Raw genomic sequence first — 16,974 nt, forward strand, 5'->3', positions numbered from 1 at the left:
TAATTAGATAACAATTACCTATCGGTAAACAACTTTTACGAATAGGAAATTAACTTTTACAAATAGGAAATTAACTTTTCCCTATCGGAAATTAACTTTTACGAATAGTAAAATAACTTTTTCCTATCGGAAATTAACTTTTACGAATAGGAAAACAACTTTTCCCAATCGGAAATTAACTTTTACGAATAGGAAATTAACTTTTCCCTATCGGAAAATAACTTTTACGAATATGTAATATACTCTTTAACATAATAAAATAATTTTCACAAATAAGAACATGACAAACCTCCCATACAAACCCCTATTCCTTATGCTGCTCCTTTCTGTTTCGGCTTTTTCACAAATAAAAAACGGAACGGGTATCTTAAAAGAAAAAGCCGTAAACACTTATAACGAGCAAAAGCCAAAAGAAAAACAAAAGAAAACTCCCAAAACCGTTTTTTCTGATAGAGAAAACAACGACACTTATCAAGAACCATATAGCTCAAAAACGATGCGTAAAATTGGCATTGGAAAAGCGATGTATGTTATCGATGAAAACGAAAATTTCTACGAAGTGGTGGTTGCCGACGAAAAATTATTGGGCAAACCCAAAGGCATTTTGTCGTATATAAAAAGTAAAAAATACCATTTTGCAAACACCAAAGAAGTGAAATACTTAGGCTGGATAAAAAAAGAGAACGTTCTTGAGTTCAATCAACCATTTGAAAATCAGGTGAATCTAAAATTTGTAAAATATCTTGTAGCATCAAATAAATTGGAAAAATTATTTGATAGTGATAAAACTGTTGCCAAAAATGAAGTCATTTTAAAATCAAATCCAAATCTTGAAACTGCTTCTAAAAGTAAAATAAAACTAAATGATTTTGTGTATGTTTATAAAATAAATACGACCCACAAATCGGCTTTTGTTTCTAATTTTGATAATCTAGTTGCAAAAGACACCCTCAATCAAAAACGAGGTTGGATTCCTTTGGATTATATTTTGCCGCTAGAAGACAATATTGTTTTGAAACTAGAAGCCAATGATTCTTTGAAAATCAGTTCAAAAAACGAAACATTTGTTGGAAATGATTTGTACAAAAACACCTTGTTTATCAACGAAAATCAAACCAGTACAACGATTGATTTTCAAAAAGAAAACAAAATTACACTTCCTATAACGGTTTGGAATCACGACAAAAATAAAATCACCAATCTCAAAGGCGATGATATTTTGATGAGTACCATTGCACGAATTGAAGAGCAAAGCAAAACCATCAATCTGTTTTATATTTTTGATAATGATGCGTCAAACAAACAAGAACTCAAAAAACTGTTAGCTTCTATTCAAAATCTTAAAATTTCTATTGAAAAAGAACCATTTGCAAACTATATTTTTACCTATTCTTTTTTAGCAAAAGACAGAACGAGTTATTATTTGTTAAAATCAAAATCGTTTTCAAAATGGTTTGATTTGATTGAAAAAAGCATCAAAAGTCCACACGAAATAAAACCCGAAAACCGATTGGAATCCCCCAATCTTATCCATCAATTTCTAACTGAAAAAGGCAGTTTTGAAAACAATTTTTTGATAGTGGTAGGTTCCAATAATTCCATAAATTCGGTTTTGCCAAACGATGTAAACCAATTGGCAACCAACTCTTCAAAATTGTTATTTGTAGTTTTAGAAAACAAAAATACAGATGAAAATCAGAATTTTATCTTACAAAACAAAGCCTATTTGAATGCAGCAAGCAGTCAAAACAAGAAGGTCATTCAAAATTATTATGTAGATCAAAAATTGTTGATAGACAATGACGAATTAGCTTTTTCTGACGAATTTGACAATTCCTATATATTTGATGCACCAACAAAAAGCAACTTCAACGGCGGCATTGTTTTTCCAAAATTGGATAACCAAATCAATCCAAAATCGGTTAATATTGCTATTGATTCTATATTGGTCAAAACCATAAAAACCAATAATTTGCACCTAAAATCATTACGAGAATATAGAATTGAATTTAGCTTTTTGAGAAGTGTGCCTACCTATAAATTGAATCAATTGATCAAAAATGCGAGCATAAATGATAGCATTTCCAAAGAGATTCCAAAAAATTATAAAAACGAAATTTATCTTTATAAAACAACAGATAGTATAAAACCTATTTTTGAAACCAAACTTTGTTTATTGATGAATAAAGAGGAAATAAAAGCATTAATAGAAAATTATCGGGAATTGGTTGTCAAAGATTATGCCCTTGAAACAACCAATAAAGAAATGATGGAAAGCTTTAAAGACAGGGTAAAAGTTTTTGTAAAAAACAGAAAAGCTACTACAAATGTAAAATATGCAAACACTTTGGCTGATTTGTTTTTTAATAAAACGGGGGTTTTTGTAAACAGCTTGAAGTTGCACGAAACAAAGATAAAAGAAGTAAAAAAAATGAAGGAAAACCCCGATAATTTTAAATCTTTATTTGTTGAATTGAATTCAAAATTAGAAATATTAGAAAAAATGCAACTAGAAGACGCTTTCGAATTGTTTAATGAAGATGCTGATGTAAAATATTACTATGTTCCAAAACACCTTTTATTATAATTTGCAAAACATGAAAAAAGAAATACAACCCAAGCCATTGCACGAAACTATACTCGAACTGTTTTATTTTGAAAGCAAAGAAAAGCCGTGCAAACTATCTAAAAACGAAGTGTTTTGGAAATTCAAAGACCCAAGCGTGTCTGAATTTCAAATAGAAGAAGTACTAAACTGGCTCGTGCATCATAAAAAATTGAATGAAAATTTAGGCTATTATACTTTAGATAAATATGAAGCCCTAGAACTAGAAGAACGCCTAAAAAATGAACGAGAAACGATAAGAAAAGAAGCCGATTCTATATTTTATACCAATAGTTATAGTTTGAAAAAAACTAAAATTGCCGAGATATTTGTGCATTATATAGCCCCTACATTGCTTATTTCATACACCTTTTTTATCTTATTTTTAATAAACAAGCTCAACACGAGTTTTGAATTATCGGTAGAAAAAACTGTAAACAACATGGAACTAACAGTTGCCAAACCAAAATCGGGTTTTATTGGAAAGAAAAAAGCATTATCAGACAAAGAAGTAAAATATTTGTTTAAAAACCAGCAGCAAAATATTGTTTATCTCAATAAAACCATAGATACCTTACAAAAACAGATTGTAAAAATTAATGAAAATCATTCAAAATCTACAAATGCTATCCATAATCAAATAAAAACCATCCACAATCAGGTGTATTTCATACTGCTTCAGCTGTCTATTTTATTGATTGGTTTACTTTTGTTATTTTTTATAAAAAATTTGGCAGTTGAAAAATAAATTATTAAATTTGATATAGAATTGATTGTGAATCTACTTCTTCAGAGAGGCTAATTAAAACCGTAAATTAGCAAATAAAACAAATAAAACAAATAAAACAAATAAATATGTCAGTAATCAATCCATTAGGAGCTTTAGAAGCACAAAAGAGCAGTGTTGCTCGAAGCGATATAGGTTATAAACTTCTTACAGGCGGGGAAAATATTTCAAGGTATAATTCTGGAATATGTCATGATGTGGTAGCATACACATTATATATGTTAGGTTCTCATATAAGTCCTAATGAGTTGGTACAAAATAAAGGGCAAGAGTGGCTGGATAAATTTAATTATCTAGGAGGAAAAAAATGGGATGGAACCCCTTTTTTAGACAGAGGGAAGGCAATAGGTTTTTATAGGTTAATTGACAGAAAATTTTTTCATTCAGCTATAAGCACAGGAAACGGAACCGAAATTAGATCTGTTAATGGGCATTCATTAGGGACAACATGGCTAGTACCATCTAATTTAAGTTGTTTAGGGGCAAGAGATGATGACGGAACATATAGATATGATGGTACGAAAATCGAAGTTTACATATCTTCATTGTAGTACATTGCTTGGTGGATTCAAGTTATAAGCAGAACCATCCACAATCAGGTGTATTTCATACTGCTTCAGCTGTCTATTTTATTGATTGGTTTACTTTTGTTATTTTTTATAAAAAATTTATGTTAATTTTTTTTTATATTTCAATTAATTAATTACATTTGTTGTGTAATTGATTTGTGAATCTTCATTTTCTTTTGAAACCAATCAAAAAAAAGTACATTAGTACAAGAAGAGGTATTCTAAATTCAATTAGGGTACCTCTTTTTTGCATATAACTAGTTAAAATCAAATAAGAGGTATTCTATGATCTAACATTTTATAAACAATTTTAATTAAATTATTATGGCATTCAAAGCATTATTAGAAATCGAAGGAAACGAGTACCAAGTGTTATTTTCAAAAGTGGATATGGCCCGTCATGTGGACGGAAAAGGTTGCGTTTCGTCTGAAGTAAAAGGCGGTAGAGTTAATGTAAGAGTAAAATCGACAGACAACACTACTATTATTGAACAAGCGGTAAACAGCCAGCACAAACCTGTTTCGGGAAAAATCAAATATTTCAAAGCCGATTCGGAGCAAGTAATGAAAGAACTTTCTTTTGAAAACGCTTTTATTGTATTTTTCAGCGAAGTGTTAGACGCTTTGGCAGAAACGCCAATGACAACCGAAATTACTTTCTCGGCAGAAAAAATCACTTTAGGCAACGCAACTTTAGACAACAACTGGGCTAAAGTATAATGTTTTTCATAAACAAAAAGCAGTTACTAGTGCTGCTTTTTGTTTTTTTTATTTGATACCAAATATACCTACAAAATAGTCCAAACTACTTGTTCTTTTTTGCTAAAATGAGTCAAAAAAATAGTTCCGTAGCCCAGCTATGCAACGATTTTTTTTGAAAATTTTTTCTAAAAAATAACTACGCATCTTTGGACTATTTTATAAATATATTTGGTATAACCAGATTTTTAAAATTTCAAAATTCATTAATTAAAATTTGTTACACTTAATGAAACTTAATTTCTTAATGGTTTAATTTTTTTACAGAAACATTTTTTTAAACGTTTATTTTTAACAACCATGATACAGGAAAAAATAATCTTCGGAATTGATAGAAAAGAGATAAGCCATTTTACTTCTATCGAATTGCATCAAACCATCAACCACCACCATCGTTTCAAAATTGCGGTTCCCCATTCGGTTGTTGAATCGCCACGAGCTTTTACCATGCAAAATGCCCAAAATTGGCTCGGAAAAGTAGTGCATATTCAGTTAGAAAAACACAACGATTTCCTGGGAATTATCACCAATATTCAATACACACAAGAGTTAGGTCATGTGGGAAACCAAATAGTACTAACAGGCTATTCCAAAACTATCTTGCTCGAATCGGGACAAAAACTGCACTCTTGGGAAGATACCACTTTGCAGGATATGATTAGAGAGGTCATCAAACAAGGTGCCGACGAACAACTCCAAAACGACATTCAACCCGAATTTACACACAAAATTGACTACCAAACCCAATATGCCGAAACCGATTTTCAGTACATCCAACGACTAGCCAAAACCTACAACGAATGGCTGTTTTATGATGGCGAAAAACTGTTTTTTGGCAAACCCAAAAAAGAAGGAAAGCGTGTTAAACTTACCTATAACAAAGATTTATACAACCTCAATATATCGGTTCAAGCCACTGCCAGCCAGTTTAGTGGATTTACTTATAATGAAACCTACAACAAACTTTACAAAGCCCAAACCCAAGATAAAGTTGAAGGACTGCCCATGCTAGGCAACCAAGCCTTTGATGCCAGCGAAAGACTCTACTCTACTCCATCTTTTGAATATGGGCGCATTCCTACAGGAGATGAAGCTTTTCTTGAAACCCTACTCAAAAAACGCCAAGAAGCCGCTATGGCAGATGCCAATTACATTACGGCAACCAGTAGTAACAACCATTTACGAATAGGTACAATTGTAGAAATAGAATCTACTCAAGCTCTATCACCAGCCGAGGCATTAGCCAAAGGACTCAACCAAAACCAAGTGCATTACAAAACCGAAGGTATTGGCACTTACATTATTACCGAAATTACCCACAAAGCCACTGATATTGGCGAATATGAAAACAGTTTTAAAGCCCTACCCGCTTTTATCAAAAAACTGCCCGAGCCACAAATAGCTTTTCCAAAAGCCGAAACCCAACAAGCCAAAGTTATTGACAATGCCGACCCAAAAAACCAAGGCAGAATCCGTGTGAAAATGCTATGGCAACAAACCAAAAACCTCCGCACGCCTTGGCTTCGGGTCATGACACCAGATGCCGGAACCAGTGGCGAGGTTTCTAAAAACCGAGGTATGGTTTTCATTCCCGAAGTAGGCGACCACGTCATGCTCGGCTTTCGTTACAACGACCCAAACCGTCCGTTTGTAATGGGGAGTTTGTTTAATGGCACAACGGGAGCTGGCGGACAAAGTCAAAATCATTTGAAAAGTATTTTTACCCGTGGCGGTAGCACCATAACTTTTAATGAACTCGATAATAGTATTTTAGTTAAAGACCCAAGCGGGAACACTTGGTTTATGGATGGGAAGGGGAATATTAGTGTGACTGCACCGAATGATATAACCATAACCGCAGGGGCAAACATAAGTATTACCGCAGGGCAAAACATAAATACCTCAGCAGGAATTAATATTTCTGAAAGTGCTGGTGTAAACAAAACAGAAAGCGTTGGAGTGCTTAAAACACTCACTGTAGGAACTATTATATAACCAATGTAATGGGGAAAATGGTGGAGTATATTATGGGGAATAAAGAAAGTAGAATTGAGAAGGATAGACAAAGGATTGTAAATGGAGCATCTACAATTCATAGTGAAAAAAGTAATAATTTTCATTCTCAAGAAGAAATTCAACATAACTCTGCTGAAAAATCTAAACAGTTTTAAATTATGAGTAAAGAATCTTATATTGGAGGTGATTACATAGAGTGGACAGGTGGAAAAAATGAAGAGTATGCAAAAGTCATTCGTATATCATCTAATGAAAAAAATAATTTTACTGCTGTAAAAGAACAAACTTATGGAGAGTCGAAAGATCCGTCAGAAGAAGATGATAAATTATGTACATGTAAAGTATCAAAAAAGGCAACAAATTTTAAAACATTAATAGAACTAGTTAAACAGGCAGAAGAAATGCTAATTCAAAATGAGTACAGTGATATGGGAGATAGAATTAGTATAATTAGAGGGGTATACTATGGAACAGAATGGAGTTTGGATTACAGTACAGAAAAGAGTAGTATAAGAAATAAATTTTTTAATATATACACAGGTAGTAGCGTAAAAGCAGATGCTAGAAAAGTATTGAAATGTTCAGAGAATTGTAAAGCAAAGTTATTTGAATCGCTCTTTGCAACCCCTGAAGTTTTTGAAAACTCATATAAAGCAGTAGATTTTGGGCATTTAATAATAGGTTTAGATTCTCGAAGAAGTAGTGTTGCAAAAAATATAACTCAACCAGGACAAGGAGGAACAGGGTTAGAATTAAATACTTGGATTGGAGATTTAGGAGGTGGTACAGCTAATTTATCTAGACAAAGAATTAAAAATTCTACAATTAGAGCTAAGACCATTTTTCCAGTTGGTGGTCATAGTTACGGTGCAATGGTTAATTTGGAAGGAGATGTAGCAGCTTATGTTGTAGGAATGAATGATAATAAACCTAATGATATAGTTGATGCTACTGATAATTTTAAAACTATACATGAGGCTTTAAAGGATTACTTTGATAAAAAGTGGAATAAACGAACTTTTTACTTTTTAGCTATGTTGGGAGCAAAAGTTTCAGGTAATAATATCATTTATACAAAAAGTGAATTAGAGAGCGAATGTGCTGAAAAGTTTGAAGATTTTGCAGAACCTTATATAACCTTACGAAATCCTACAGATTTAATTGAAGCAAGTAATTATTTTAAGCCTGTTTCTGAGGAGGTTGCGGCAATTTTTATTGATGCTTTACTTCATGTGGTTTCTAAGCCAGAGGATATGATTGCGGCAAGAATAGATCCAAATCCTAAACCGAAAGTAGAAACATTAAGATATAAAGCAGCAAAAAAAGCAAAAGAATTATATGAAAATGTAAAAAAAATAGATGTAAATCCCTTTGATTAAAATGAGTAAATTTTGGAAAATAAATTTGATTATAAATTTGACGTTAATTATGATATATGTAATCAATATTGTTATAATATATCATGGTAATTATGTAACTCCTTTTTTTGTTTCCTTACCAATACTTTTACCATATTTTACTTTTACCATATTAATTATCCAGATAAGCTCATTATTGATTAGATTTTTAATAAAAAAGAATAATAAATATGGTTGGATTTGTATATTTTGGAGTGTTATTATTTTATTTCTACAATTAATTATTTTAATTCTAGGAACAGGATCGTTAGGCTGATACTTAATGATAGGAATCTTTTTCAACGGGCAACATACAACTGGTGCAGGGAATATTAGTGTTACGGCGCCGAAGGATATAACCATAACCGCAGGAGCTAATATTAGCATTACCGCAGGGCAAAACATAACAAGTTCAGCGGCTTTAAATATTTCTGAAAGCGCAGGCGTGAACAAAGCTACAACAGTTGGTGCTTTAAACACGATGTTTGTTGGTGGTGATAGTATGATGAATGTCATGGGGAAATTGACAGAGATGATTGAGGGTGATGTAGAAACACATACTAAACAGGAAATGCTTGTTAATAGCCAGAAAGGAGTAACATACAAAAGTATAGAAGAAACAAAACAAGAACATCTAGAAGAAATGGGATATGGAAAATAAATTTTTAAAACTTATAATAACATTAATTATTATGACCAATTTAGCAAGTTGTCAAAACAAAGAAATTAATCAGCAAGGCTTTTGTATTCAAGATTCCTTGATATACTATAATGGTCAAAAATTTGAGGTAGCAGGTCCTGTAGATAATTTTGTGAAAATTGCAGGCAAGCCTGATAGAATAGTAACAGACTCTTTGGGTGGATATACCATTAAAGATTGGATGTGGAATAAAAAGTTGATAAGTGTAAATAAACATTCTAATAATAATTATTATACTTTAACGACATTGTATTATGATAAGGAGAAAAACGAATTTAATGATGATACTGTTTCAGCCCCTTAAATAATCGAACTGAATTATAAATTAAAAACTATAATTTTGCACGATGGAAAAGCGAACATTTACCACAGAAGAGAAGCTAAAAATTATAAAAGAAGCTTCTGAACAAGGCGTAAAGCCTACATTAGAGAAATACAGTGTATTTCCGGCGAGTTATTATTCATGGAAAAAGAAGTTTGAGACTATGGGAACCGAAGGTTTTGCCCACGGCATGACACCTGATCAACTCAAGCGAATTCGAGAACTCGAAAAGGAAAACAAGACTTTGAAAGAAATCATTATCGAGAAGGAATTGGAGGGCAAACTAAAAGATGAACTCCTAAAAAAGAAATTTGCCTTGGAGAAAAAAAGAAACTCGTAAATAGCTATGTTTTTCAAGGCTTAAAACTAAGTGTTTCATTACAAATAGCTAAAATCAGTAAGCGTCAATATTATTATAAGCCAAAAAGCACCAAGCAAGGCTTAAAGCCTAGTCTGTCAAGTATTTACATTGATTCAGATGGTATAAAAAAGAGTATATTAAACCCAGATATTATTGCTTTAATGCAATTAATTCATCAGGATGTTGATACGGATTATGGACATCGAAAAATGACCACAGCCTTGAAATTAAAAGGATATCAAATCAATCACAAAAAAGTGTACCGATTAATGAAAGAAGCACAATTATTAAAAGAAAAACACGAGAAGCCCAGTAAAATGTATGTGAAATATCGGAAAGTTTTTCCAAAACAACCTTTTGAAGTTTTAGAAATGGACATCAAATTTGAATGGGTAGAGGAGTTTAAAATGCATGCCTATATTTTGACTACTATTGACACTTTTACACGAATACTTTTGCACCGATATACGGCTTATTCAATAAAAAAGAAGATGTAAAAAGTGCATGGGAAGACATTATAATTAATCATTTACAACCAAATAATTGTTTGGAAAAGAAAATTCACATTGAAGTAAGGAATGATAATGACAGCCGTTTTTGTGCAAAAATGATTCAGAAGTTTTTTGAAGAAAACCATATAAATCAAGTATTTACACATCCATATACGCCACAAGAAAATGGTCATATTGAGAGTTTTCATGCTATATTAGCAAAAAAACTAAAACCATATCGTTTTTGGTCGCTCCAAGAATTGGAACAGGTTTTAGTGCTTTTCTATGAAAAATATAACAACGCAAGATTGCACTCATCAGTTTGCGATTTGCCTCCAAATATTTTTTTAGAATCTTGGAATAAAGGGTATATCGACCAATTTGAAGACGAAAAAAAAAGGAAAATCAAATTCAAACTCAACATCCCATACCATCAAATATCGGGCAATACGAGCTGGAAGTGCAGTTCCTTGCAAAATTTAGTGATTCCGCCTTTTTTGGCGGATGAACTAAATTTTAATAAAAACGAAATGGTCAGCGCTGAGACATTTCTTCAAACATCGGTGTAAAACTCGCCGGTCGTTTGTTCCTTGCATGGCAAAGATATAAACAGTTTTTGTATATTTGCAACAACATAAATTAAAAAGTCCGATTAATAGGGGGCTAGACCACGATTTAGATTAAAAAATGAAGAGGATGAAAAAAATATTACTTTTAAATTAAGCGACTTGACTAATTTTAAAATTATCAAAGACAAAAAAAATAATGTTAAGGGAATAGTTTTTTTAGTTAAAGACCACAAAAATTATTATCATCATGCCAATGGGCTATATATAAATAAAGTTCATTTTGATTGGATAGAAATATCAAAATACATATCGCCATCATATAAAAAGAGATTGTTTTAGGAGGAGATTTTAAACCTTTTTTACATAAAAAACATTACCTTAAAAATATCCTCTAAAATTTGGTAGTTCAAAATAAATTACTATATTTGACACATAATTGATTGCGAATCCTCCTCTTCTTCACAGAAGCTAATCAAAAAAAGTATGCAAATACAAAAAAGAGGTATTCTAAATTCAATTTAGAGTACCTCTTTTTTGTTTTTCTAGTGAGCAAATGTGAAGGAGGTATTCAAAAAACGAATTATTTATAAACAATTTTAAATTAAATTATCATGGCATTCAAAGCACTATTAGAAATCGAAGGAAACGAGTATCAAGTATTATTCTCAAAAGTAGATATGACCCGCCACGTGGACGGAAAAGGCGCTGTTTCCTCTGAAGTAAAAGGCGGTAGAGTTAATGTAAAAGTAAAGTCAACAGACAATACTACTATTATTGAACAAGCAGTAAACAGCCAACACAAACCTGTTTCAGGAAAAATTAAATACTTCAAAGCAGATTCTGAACAAGTAATGAAAGAATTGGCTTTTGAAAACGCATTTATCGTGTTTTTCAGCGAAGTATTAGATGCCTTGGCAGAAACGCCAATGACTACCGAAATTACTTTCTCAGCAGAAAAAATTACTTTAGGTAACGCTACTTTAGACAACAACTGGGCTAAAGTATAGTTTCTTTATAAACAAAAAGCAGTTACTAGTGCTGCTTTTTGTTTTTTATTTGATTTTAAAACCATTCAATTATGCTAAAATCTGCTATATTAAAATCGTATTCGGGTAAAAATAAGAATGCAAGTTTGTTGGGGATTAAAGCACCATCTTATAATTCTTTTTCTGAAGAATGGGAAGGAGCAAACGTGCTTTCTGAAATGATAAATAGAAGGAGTACAGAAACAATTATATTTCCAAAAGATGAAAAGTATGGAGAAAAGTATCCAAGATTCGTTAAGATTCTAAAACAATTATATAATTATGTTTACAATAATGATAATGTATTCAAATGGTTGTCTCATTATTCGGGATATACTCCTACCGAAGTTTTGGAACAATTAAAATATGGACAAGGCGTTTTGATAATTGCTAAAGATAATACAGCGAAGTATGGTGAAACTCCACATAGTGCAACTGATATAAAAGTTAATCTAAAATGGGTAAGAGGTTTAGAAATGACTAAATTAAATGAAACAATACAAGGGACATCATTTTTGATAGTTGCAACGATACTTCATGAGTTTGTTCATTATGGAAGGTCAAAAAATAAATTGGATAGAGTCTATGAATATGGATGGGGTTTTGAAAGAGAAGCTTTTGGAGAGATTGTAGATAAAGATAATGCTAATTCCTTATATCAAAAAAATGGTTGGAGTTTTAAAAAATAATATAAGTCTTTTTATTCTTTTATGCCTATTTCTATCCTGTGACGAAAAGGTAATAGATAATAGTGAATTTATTGAAAATAACTTTTTGAAAATAGTAGATACAGTAGCATATAGGTATGGAGCTTTTGTTTTGCCACCACCATCGCCAAACGATACAATTATTAAAGTTCCTTCTTATACAAATTTAGCTCTTGAATTAAATAATGATATAAAATATAATGGAAAAATAAATCAAGATGTACTTTTCTATTTTAATTTAAACAAAAAAATAAAAACAGAATTTAAAGATTTATTAAAAAATGGGAGTTATTCGGAATTTTCGTTAAGTAAAAATTTCCCGAAGAAAATAGGGAAATATTCTATTTTTTTTGAAAAGAGTAAGGTCAATAAAAAAATTAAATACGCAGGAAGAATTGATATTAATAATTTCAAGATATATATAAACAAAGCTTTTCTAGTACTTACCGAGTCAGTTGGCAAATGTGAAAGAACGTATCTTTTACTTTTTGAAAAGAAAAATAATAATTGGGTTATTTTAAAGAAAGAGATTTTATATGTTTCCTAATTATTCAAACAGAATTTACAGCTACTTGGATAAGAAATTATCAATTAGTAAAATAATTATTTGATAAAATGGTATAGCCTGAAATAGTTTGCAACTTACAATATAGAATTTGAAAATATGAAAAACACTCCAATAAAAATATTCCAATATTATGATAAATGTTTTCTGATTGTATTACTAATATGCTTCAGTTGTACAAATGCAGTCAAAAAAGGAAATAATTTAGAAAATAATTTAGAAAATAAATCTATTGACTCATCCACTATTGTTCAAAAAAAAGCGGAAAATATTATTCTTTATAAACTAAAAATGAACTTTTGTATTGGCAATTTTAATGGAGATGGAATTAGAGATACTATTTTTGTACATAACTTTTCAAAATTATTGAAAGCAGATTTAGAAAATACTCCAGATCCCACAAAAAATGAATGGGACGATGTTGTAAAATGGTATTTAAGACAAGATTCAGATTTATATCTTTTTATTAATAAAACCAAAAAACAGACACTACACTTGGGAAGAGCTCAAGGGCTTTATTGTTTATTAAACATCGGAGATGCTAATTTTGATGGTAAAGACGAAATTGCTTTTGTAGTCGATTATTTGGATTTTAGTAATTTGAATAGTTGTAAAATTTATTCCTTTTGTCAAGGAAAATGGGTAGCATTGAAGCAATTTAATGTCAATGAAAGTGCTTTCGATTTTCTATCAGCTCAAGAACCACTATCAGGCATTAATAACTATCTTGAAAAGAAAGGCAATCAATGGTATTACCGAGATAATTTGCAAAACGACACCAAAATGCAACTTTTAAAACTTAAAAAATGTCAATGATTGTGCTTTAATAATAATTTAGTTGTCAAAAACATAAAAAAATTAAACAAATAAGTTGTATAAGATAAGTGAATGTCAGTAATTATTATTGCAAATACCGTATTGTACATGATTAAAAAAAACAATTACAAACTCAAGCAACTATTAAAAATAAACTAATTATGAAACCCACAATAACTTTCGGAATTGATACAAAAGAGATAAGCCATTTTACTTCTATAGAATTGCATCAAACCATCAATAACCACCATCAATTTAGCATTAGTGTGCCTCATTCGGTTATCGAAAAACCACGTGCCTACACTATTGAAAATGCTCAGGCTTGGCTTGGAAAAGTAGTGCATATTGCCCTTGATGACAAAAATAATTTTCTAGGCATTATTACCAACATTCAATTTGCACAAGAAGATGACCATGTGGGCAATCAAATTATTATTACAGGTTTTTCAAAAACCATTTTATTAGAATCGGGCGAAAAACTATTCTCATGGAATGAATCTATTCTTAAAGACATTGTAAAAGAAGTCATTCAAAATGGTGCAGGTTCGCAATTGCAAAACGAAGTAGAACCCGAATATACTTCCAAGATGAACTACCAGTGTCAATACCTTGAAACCGATTTTCAGTTCATGCAACGTCTTGCCAAACAATACAACGAATGGTTCTATTATGATGGCGAAAAATTACATTTTGGAAAACCAAAAGAATTGGGTGATTCCATAACACTAGTGTATAACAAAGACCTTTCAAAACTCAACATAGCCATACAAGCTGTACCTAATAAATTTAGCGGTTTTACTTACAACGAAGAAACCGACAAAAAACACCTTGCCCAATCCAAAGATTCCGTTGCTGGTTTACCAAAACTAGGCAATGAAGCCTTTGCTTCGTCTAAAGCCGTTTTTTCAACGCCAGCCTTTAGCTACGGAATGATTACCACAGGCGACGATATGGTGCTAGAAACCTATTTAAAAAAGAAACAAGAAGCTGCGGCTTCCAACACCAACTATATAACGGCTCATTCAAAAAACCCAAAATTAAGAATAGGAAGCCTTGTAACCATACAAGCAAGCATTCACGAAAGCGTAAAATTTGTTACCCAAGATGTTGGACAATACATCATTACCGAAATCACGCACCATGCCACACACTTGGGCGAATATGAAAACAATTTTAGAGCCATACCTGCCAAAGTACTTCGACTGCCCGAACCCGATGTAGCGTTCCCGATGGCTCAAATACAACAAGCCAAAGTGATGAACAACACCGACCCTAAAAACAAAGGCAGAATTAAAGTACAAATGCTATGGCAAAGAGGACAACAACAAACCGATTGGATTAGAGTAATGACACCAGATGCGGGAAGTAGCGACAAGGTTGGTAGTAATCGAGGTATGGTTTTCATTCCAGAAGTAGGCGACCATGTAATGCTCGGCTTCCGTTACAACGACCCAAACAGACCATTCGTTTTAGGAAGTGTTTTCCATGGCAAAAGCGGTGGCGGCGGTGGAAAAGCCAACAATAAAAAAAGTTTGACCACTCGTGGAGGAAGTACAGTTACACTTGATGAAGAAAAAAACACGGTAACCGTAAGTGATCCTAGCGGAAATGTAGTTACTTTAAATGGCGACGGAACAATAACCATAAGTGCACCAAATAGAATTGACATCAATTCTAAAGAAATTAATCTGAATGCGGAAGAAAAAGTAAATATCAATGGTATAAACGAAGTGAATGTCGAAAGTAAAAAAACAACTATTGTTGGCACAAATGAGGTTACCATAAAAAGCGATACCAAAATTACAGATGAAGCTCCAATGATAACAATTAAAGGAGAAAATACGATTACAGCAGAAGGTAAAATGGTGGACATCAATGGAACTGCTATGACTAATGTTAAAGGTGGAGTGGTAAACTTAAATTAATTTTAGAAAATGAATAACGAGCACAATCCAATAGCGGTAAGAATTGGGAACATCCAACAAATTTATAACAAATCAAGAATAAATAACCCTAAAGCTAGGTTGTTTAACATGGTTTGTTATGCCGATGATTATCCTTTAGTGAATGGTTTTTTAAAACTAGAATGTTCACAATATGGAAAATCAAATGATTCGTTTGTGGTGTTCTTTATTGATTTTGTAGATAAAAATAGTTTCTATTATAAGCTAATTGAGCAATGGTTGCTTACTTTTGAAGATGACTTAAAAAAGCATCCCGACTGGAATTGGCAAGATTTCAAAACATTTCAAGAAGAATTTAAACAACTTAAAAGCAATAACACACAAGAACTTAAAAATTTCTATGTGAAAATGCTAATGAGTTTTAAACTTTTTGAAACCAGAAAGGATAATTTGTTGATTGTTGGAATTATTATTAAAAATAGTTCTAGCCTAAAATTATTAAATGAAAGCCTAAGAGAATTATTCACTGTATTGCCCAATGATATTGGCATACTATTGCTCGAAACACAAAACAAGGCTATTCATAAAGAAATGATGGAAAGTATTGGAAAACTAGGGCAAACCATCGAAATTCCCAATCAAAACATCAATAAAGCTTATAAAGAAATTGCTACACAAGGCAACCCACACGATCCACAAGTACGCTACAGAAAATGTTTGTTTGAAATTGGCGAAGCGGCTAAAGATAAAAAACAAGAAAAAGTAAAAAAACTAGGAAACGAATTAATCGACATTAGTAAAAGTACTGGTGAATTGAGTTTTTGGGCGTCATCTCATCTCATTTATGCCAGCTTTTTATTCCAATTTAAAGACGAAAAAGAACGCATCCATCAATTATTGGATAAAGGAATAAAAATGATGCTTCCAGTATATAAAGAAAAGCAAGATTGTGCAGGCATACTCATGCAATTGTACACTTTTAAAGCATCACATTATAGCATGACCAACCAACTACAGCTTGCCATTGACTATTTTCTAAAACAAGTAGCCATTGCTAAAGAAGTAAATCAAGACATGCAAGTAATCAATGGGTACAACTATGCTTTGATGGCTGCAAAAAATGAAGACAAACACCAATACAAAGACATTCTCGAAGAAGCCTTTCAATTTGGCTATGCCTTGCCCGATGAAACTTTAAAAATTATCAATTTTACTTTCATAGCCAACAGTTATTTAGAAAGTTATCCAAAAATTGATGACAAAGAAATTAAAGTTATTGCTAACCGAATGGAAACTATTTTTGGCTCCAATTGGAAAGACAATCCAAAACAAATTGCAAAAAAAATGCAAGAACAACTTCAACTAGCTAATGCCAACTAAA

General features: G+C 31.8%; 17 protein-coding genes. All 17 read left to right on the top strand.

Going from position 1 to position 16,974, the window contains the following annotated elements:
• The first annotated feature begins 280 nt into the window (after positions 1 to 280).
• The 17 genes from tssR to FBFL15_RS14375 all read left to right on the top strand — a co-directional run bounded on the left by tssR (position 281) and on the right by FBFL15_RS14375 (position 16,973).
• Entirely contained in the window at positions 281 to 2,587 is a 2,307-nt protein-coding gene (gene tssR, locus FBFL15_RS14285; protein ID WP_014085253.1) for a type VI secretion system protein TssR domain-containing protein, read from the top strand.
• 10 nt (positions 2,588 to 2,597) lie between these two features.
• A complete protein-coding gene (locus FBFL15_RS14290) occupies positions 2,598 to 3,353 on the top strand; it encodes a DUF5457 domain-containing protein (RefSeq protein WP_148267930.1) in 756 nt (251 codons plus the stop codon).
• 107 nt (positions 3,354 to 3,460) lie between these two features.
• On the top strand, positions 3,461 to 3,943 hold the full coding sequence (locus FBFL15_RS14295; RefSeq protein WP_014085254.1) for a hypothetical protein: 483 nt from the start codon (positions 3,461 to 3,463) through the stop codon (positions 3,941 to 3,943).
• A gap of 342 nt (positions 3,944 to 4,285) precedes the next feature.
• Complete coding sequence (gene tssD / locus FBFL15_RS14300; RefSeq protein WP_014085255.1) at positions 4,286 to 4,681, top strand: type VI secretion system tube protein TssD; 396 nt, start codon at positions 4,286 to 4,288, stop codon at positions 4,679 to 4,681.
• 339 nt (positions 4,682 to 5,020) lie between these two features.
• On the top strand, positions 5,021 to 6,715 hold the full coding sequence (locus FBFL15_RS14305) for a type VI secretion system Vgr family protein (protein WP_083839269.1): 1,695 nt from the start codon (positions 5,021 to 5,023) through the stop codon (positions 6,713 to 6,715).
• 179 nt (positions 6,716 to 6,894) lie between these two features.
• The gene (locus tag FBFL15_RS14310; RefSeq protein WP_014085256.1) at positions 6,895 to 8,115 is read left to right on the top strand and encodes a hypothetical protein; all 1,221 of its coding nucleotides are present in this window, start codon (positions 6,895 to 6,897) and stop codon (positions 8,113 to 8,115) included.
• Positions 8,116 to 8,416: 301 nt separating this feature from the next.
• Positions 8,417 to 8,794, top strand: coding sequence for a hypothetical protein (locus FBFL15_RS14320; protein ID WP_044032336.1), 378 nt, complete (start codon positions 8,417 to 8,419; stop codon positions 8,792 to 8,794).
• Positions 8,784 to 9,137 (top strand): DUF7738 domain-containing protein, encoded by a 354-nt coding sequence (locus tag FBFL15_RS14325; protein ID WP_148267931.1) that lies wholly within the window; start codon positions 8,784 to 8,786, stop codon positions 9,135 to 9,137. Before FBFL15_RS14320 ends, FBFL15_RS14325 begins: the two co-directional genes overlap by 11 nt.
• Before the next feature lie 43 nt (positions 9,138 to 9,180).
• Entirely contained in the window at positions 9,181 to 9,495 is a 315-nt protein-coding gene (locus FBFL15_RS14330; RefSeq protein WP_014085259.1) for a transposase, read from the top strand.
• Between the two features lie 182 nt (positions 9,496 to 9,677).
• On the top strand, positions 9,678 to 10,013 hold the full coding sequence (locus FBFL15_RS14335) for an IS3 family transposase (RefSeq protein ID WP_044032337.1): 336 nt from the start codon (positions 9,678 to 9,680) through the stop codon (positions 10,011 to 10,013).
• A gap of 50 nt (positions 10,014 to 10,063) precedes the next feature.
• On the top strand, positions 10,064 to 10,576 hold the full coding sequence (locus FBFL15_RS15875; RefSeq protein ID WP_158309107.1) for an integrase core domain-containing protein: 513 nt from the start codon (positions 10,064 to 10,066) through the stop codon (positions 10,574 to 10,576).
• Between the two features lie 611 nt (positions 10,577 to 11,187).
• Positions 11,188 to 11,583, top strand: a complete 396-nt coding sequence (gene tssD, locus FBFL15_RS14350; protein WP_014085261.1) for a type VI secretion system tube protein TssD — start codon at positions 11,188 to 11,190, stop codon at positions 11,581 to 11,583.
• 71 nt (positions 11,584 to 11,654) lie between these two features.
• A complete protein-coding gene (locus FBFL15_RS14355; protein WP_044032338.1) occupies positions 11,655 to 12,290 on the top strand; it encodes a hypothetical protein in 636 nt (211 codons plus the stop codon).
• Positions 12,268 to 12,855 (top strand): hypothetical protein, encoded by a 588-nt coding sequence (locus FBFL15_RS14360; RefSeq protein WP_014085262.1) that lies wholly within the window; start codon positions 12,268 to 12,270, stop codon positions 12,853 to 12,855. Before FBFL15_RS14355 ends, FBFL15_RS14360 begins: the two co-directional genes overlap by 23 nt.
• A 309-nt stretch (positions 12,856 to 13,164) precedes the next feature.
• Positions 13,165 to 13,689: a hypothetical protein gene (locus FBFL15_RS14365; protein WP_148267932.1), complete on the top strand. Its 525-nt coding sequence runs from the start codon at positions 13,165 to 13,167 to the stop codon at positions 13,687 to 13,689.
• Between the two features lie 161 nt (positions 13,690 to 13,850).
• Complete coding sequence (locus FBFL15_RS14370; protein WP_014085264.1) at positions 13,851 to 15,614, top strand: type VI secretion system Vgr family protein; 1,764 nt, start codon at positions 13,851 to 13,853, stop codon at positions 15,612 to 15,614.
• Positions 15,615 to 15,623: 9 nt separating this feature from the next.
• A complete protein-coding gene (locus FBFL15_RS14375; RefSeq protein ID WP_014085265.1) occupies positions 15,624 to 16,973 on the top strand; it encodes a hypothetical protein in 1,350 nt (449 codons plus the stop codon).
• Position 16,974 lies beyond the last annotated feature (1 nt).

The organism is Flavobacterium branchiophilum FL-15 (assembly GCF_000253275.1).
Classification (GTDB): Bacteria; Bacteroidota; Bacteroidia; order Flavobacteriales; family Flavobacteriaceae; genus Flavobacterium; species Flavobacterium branchiophilum.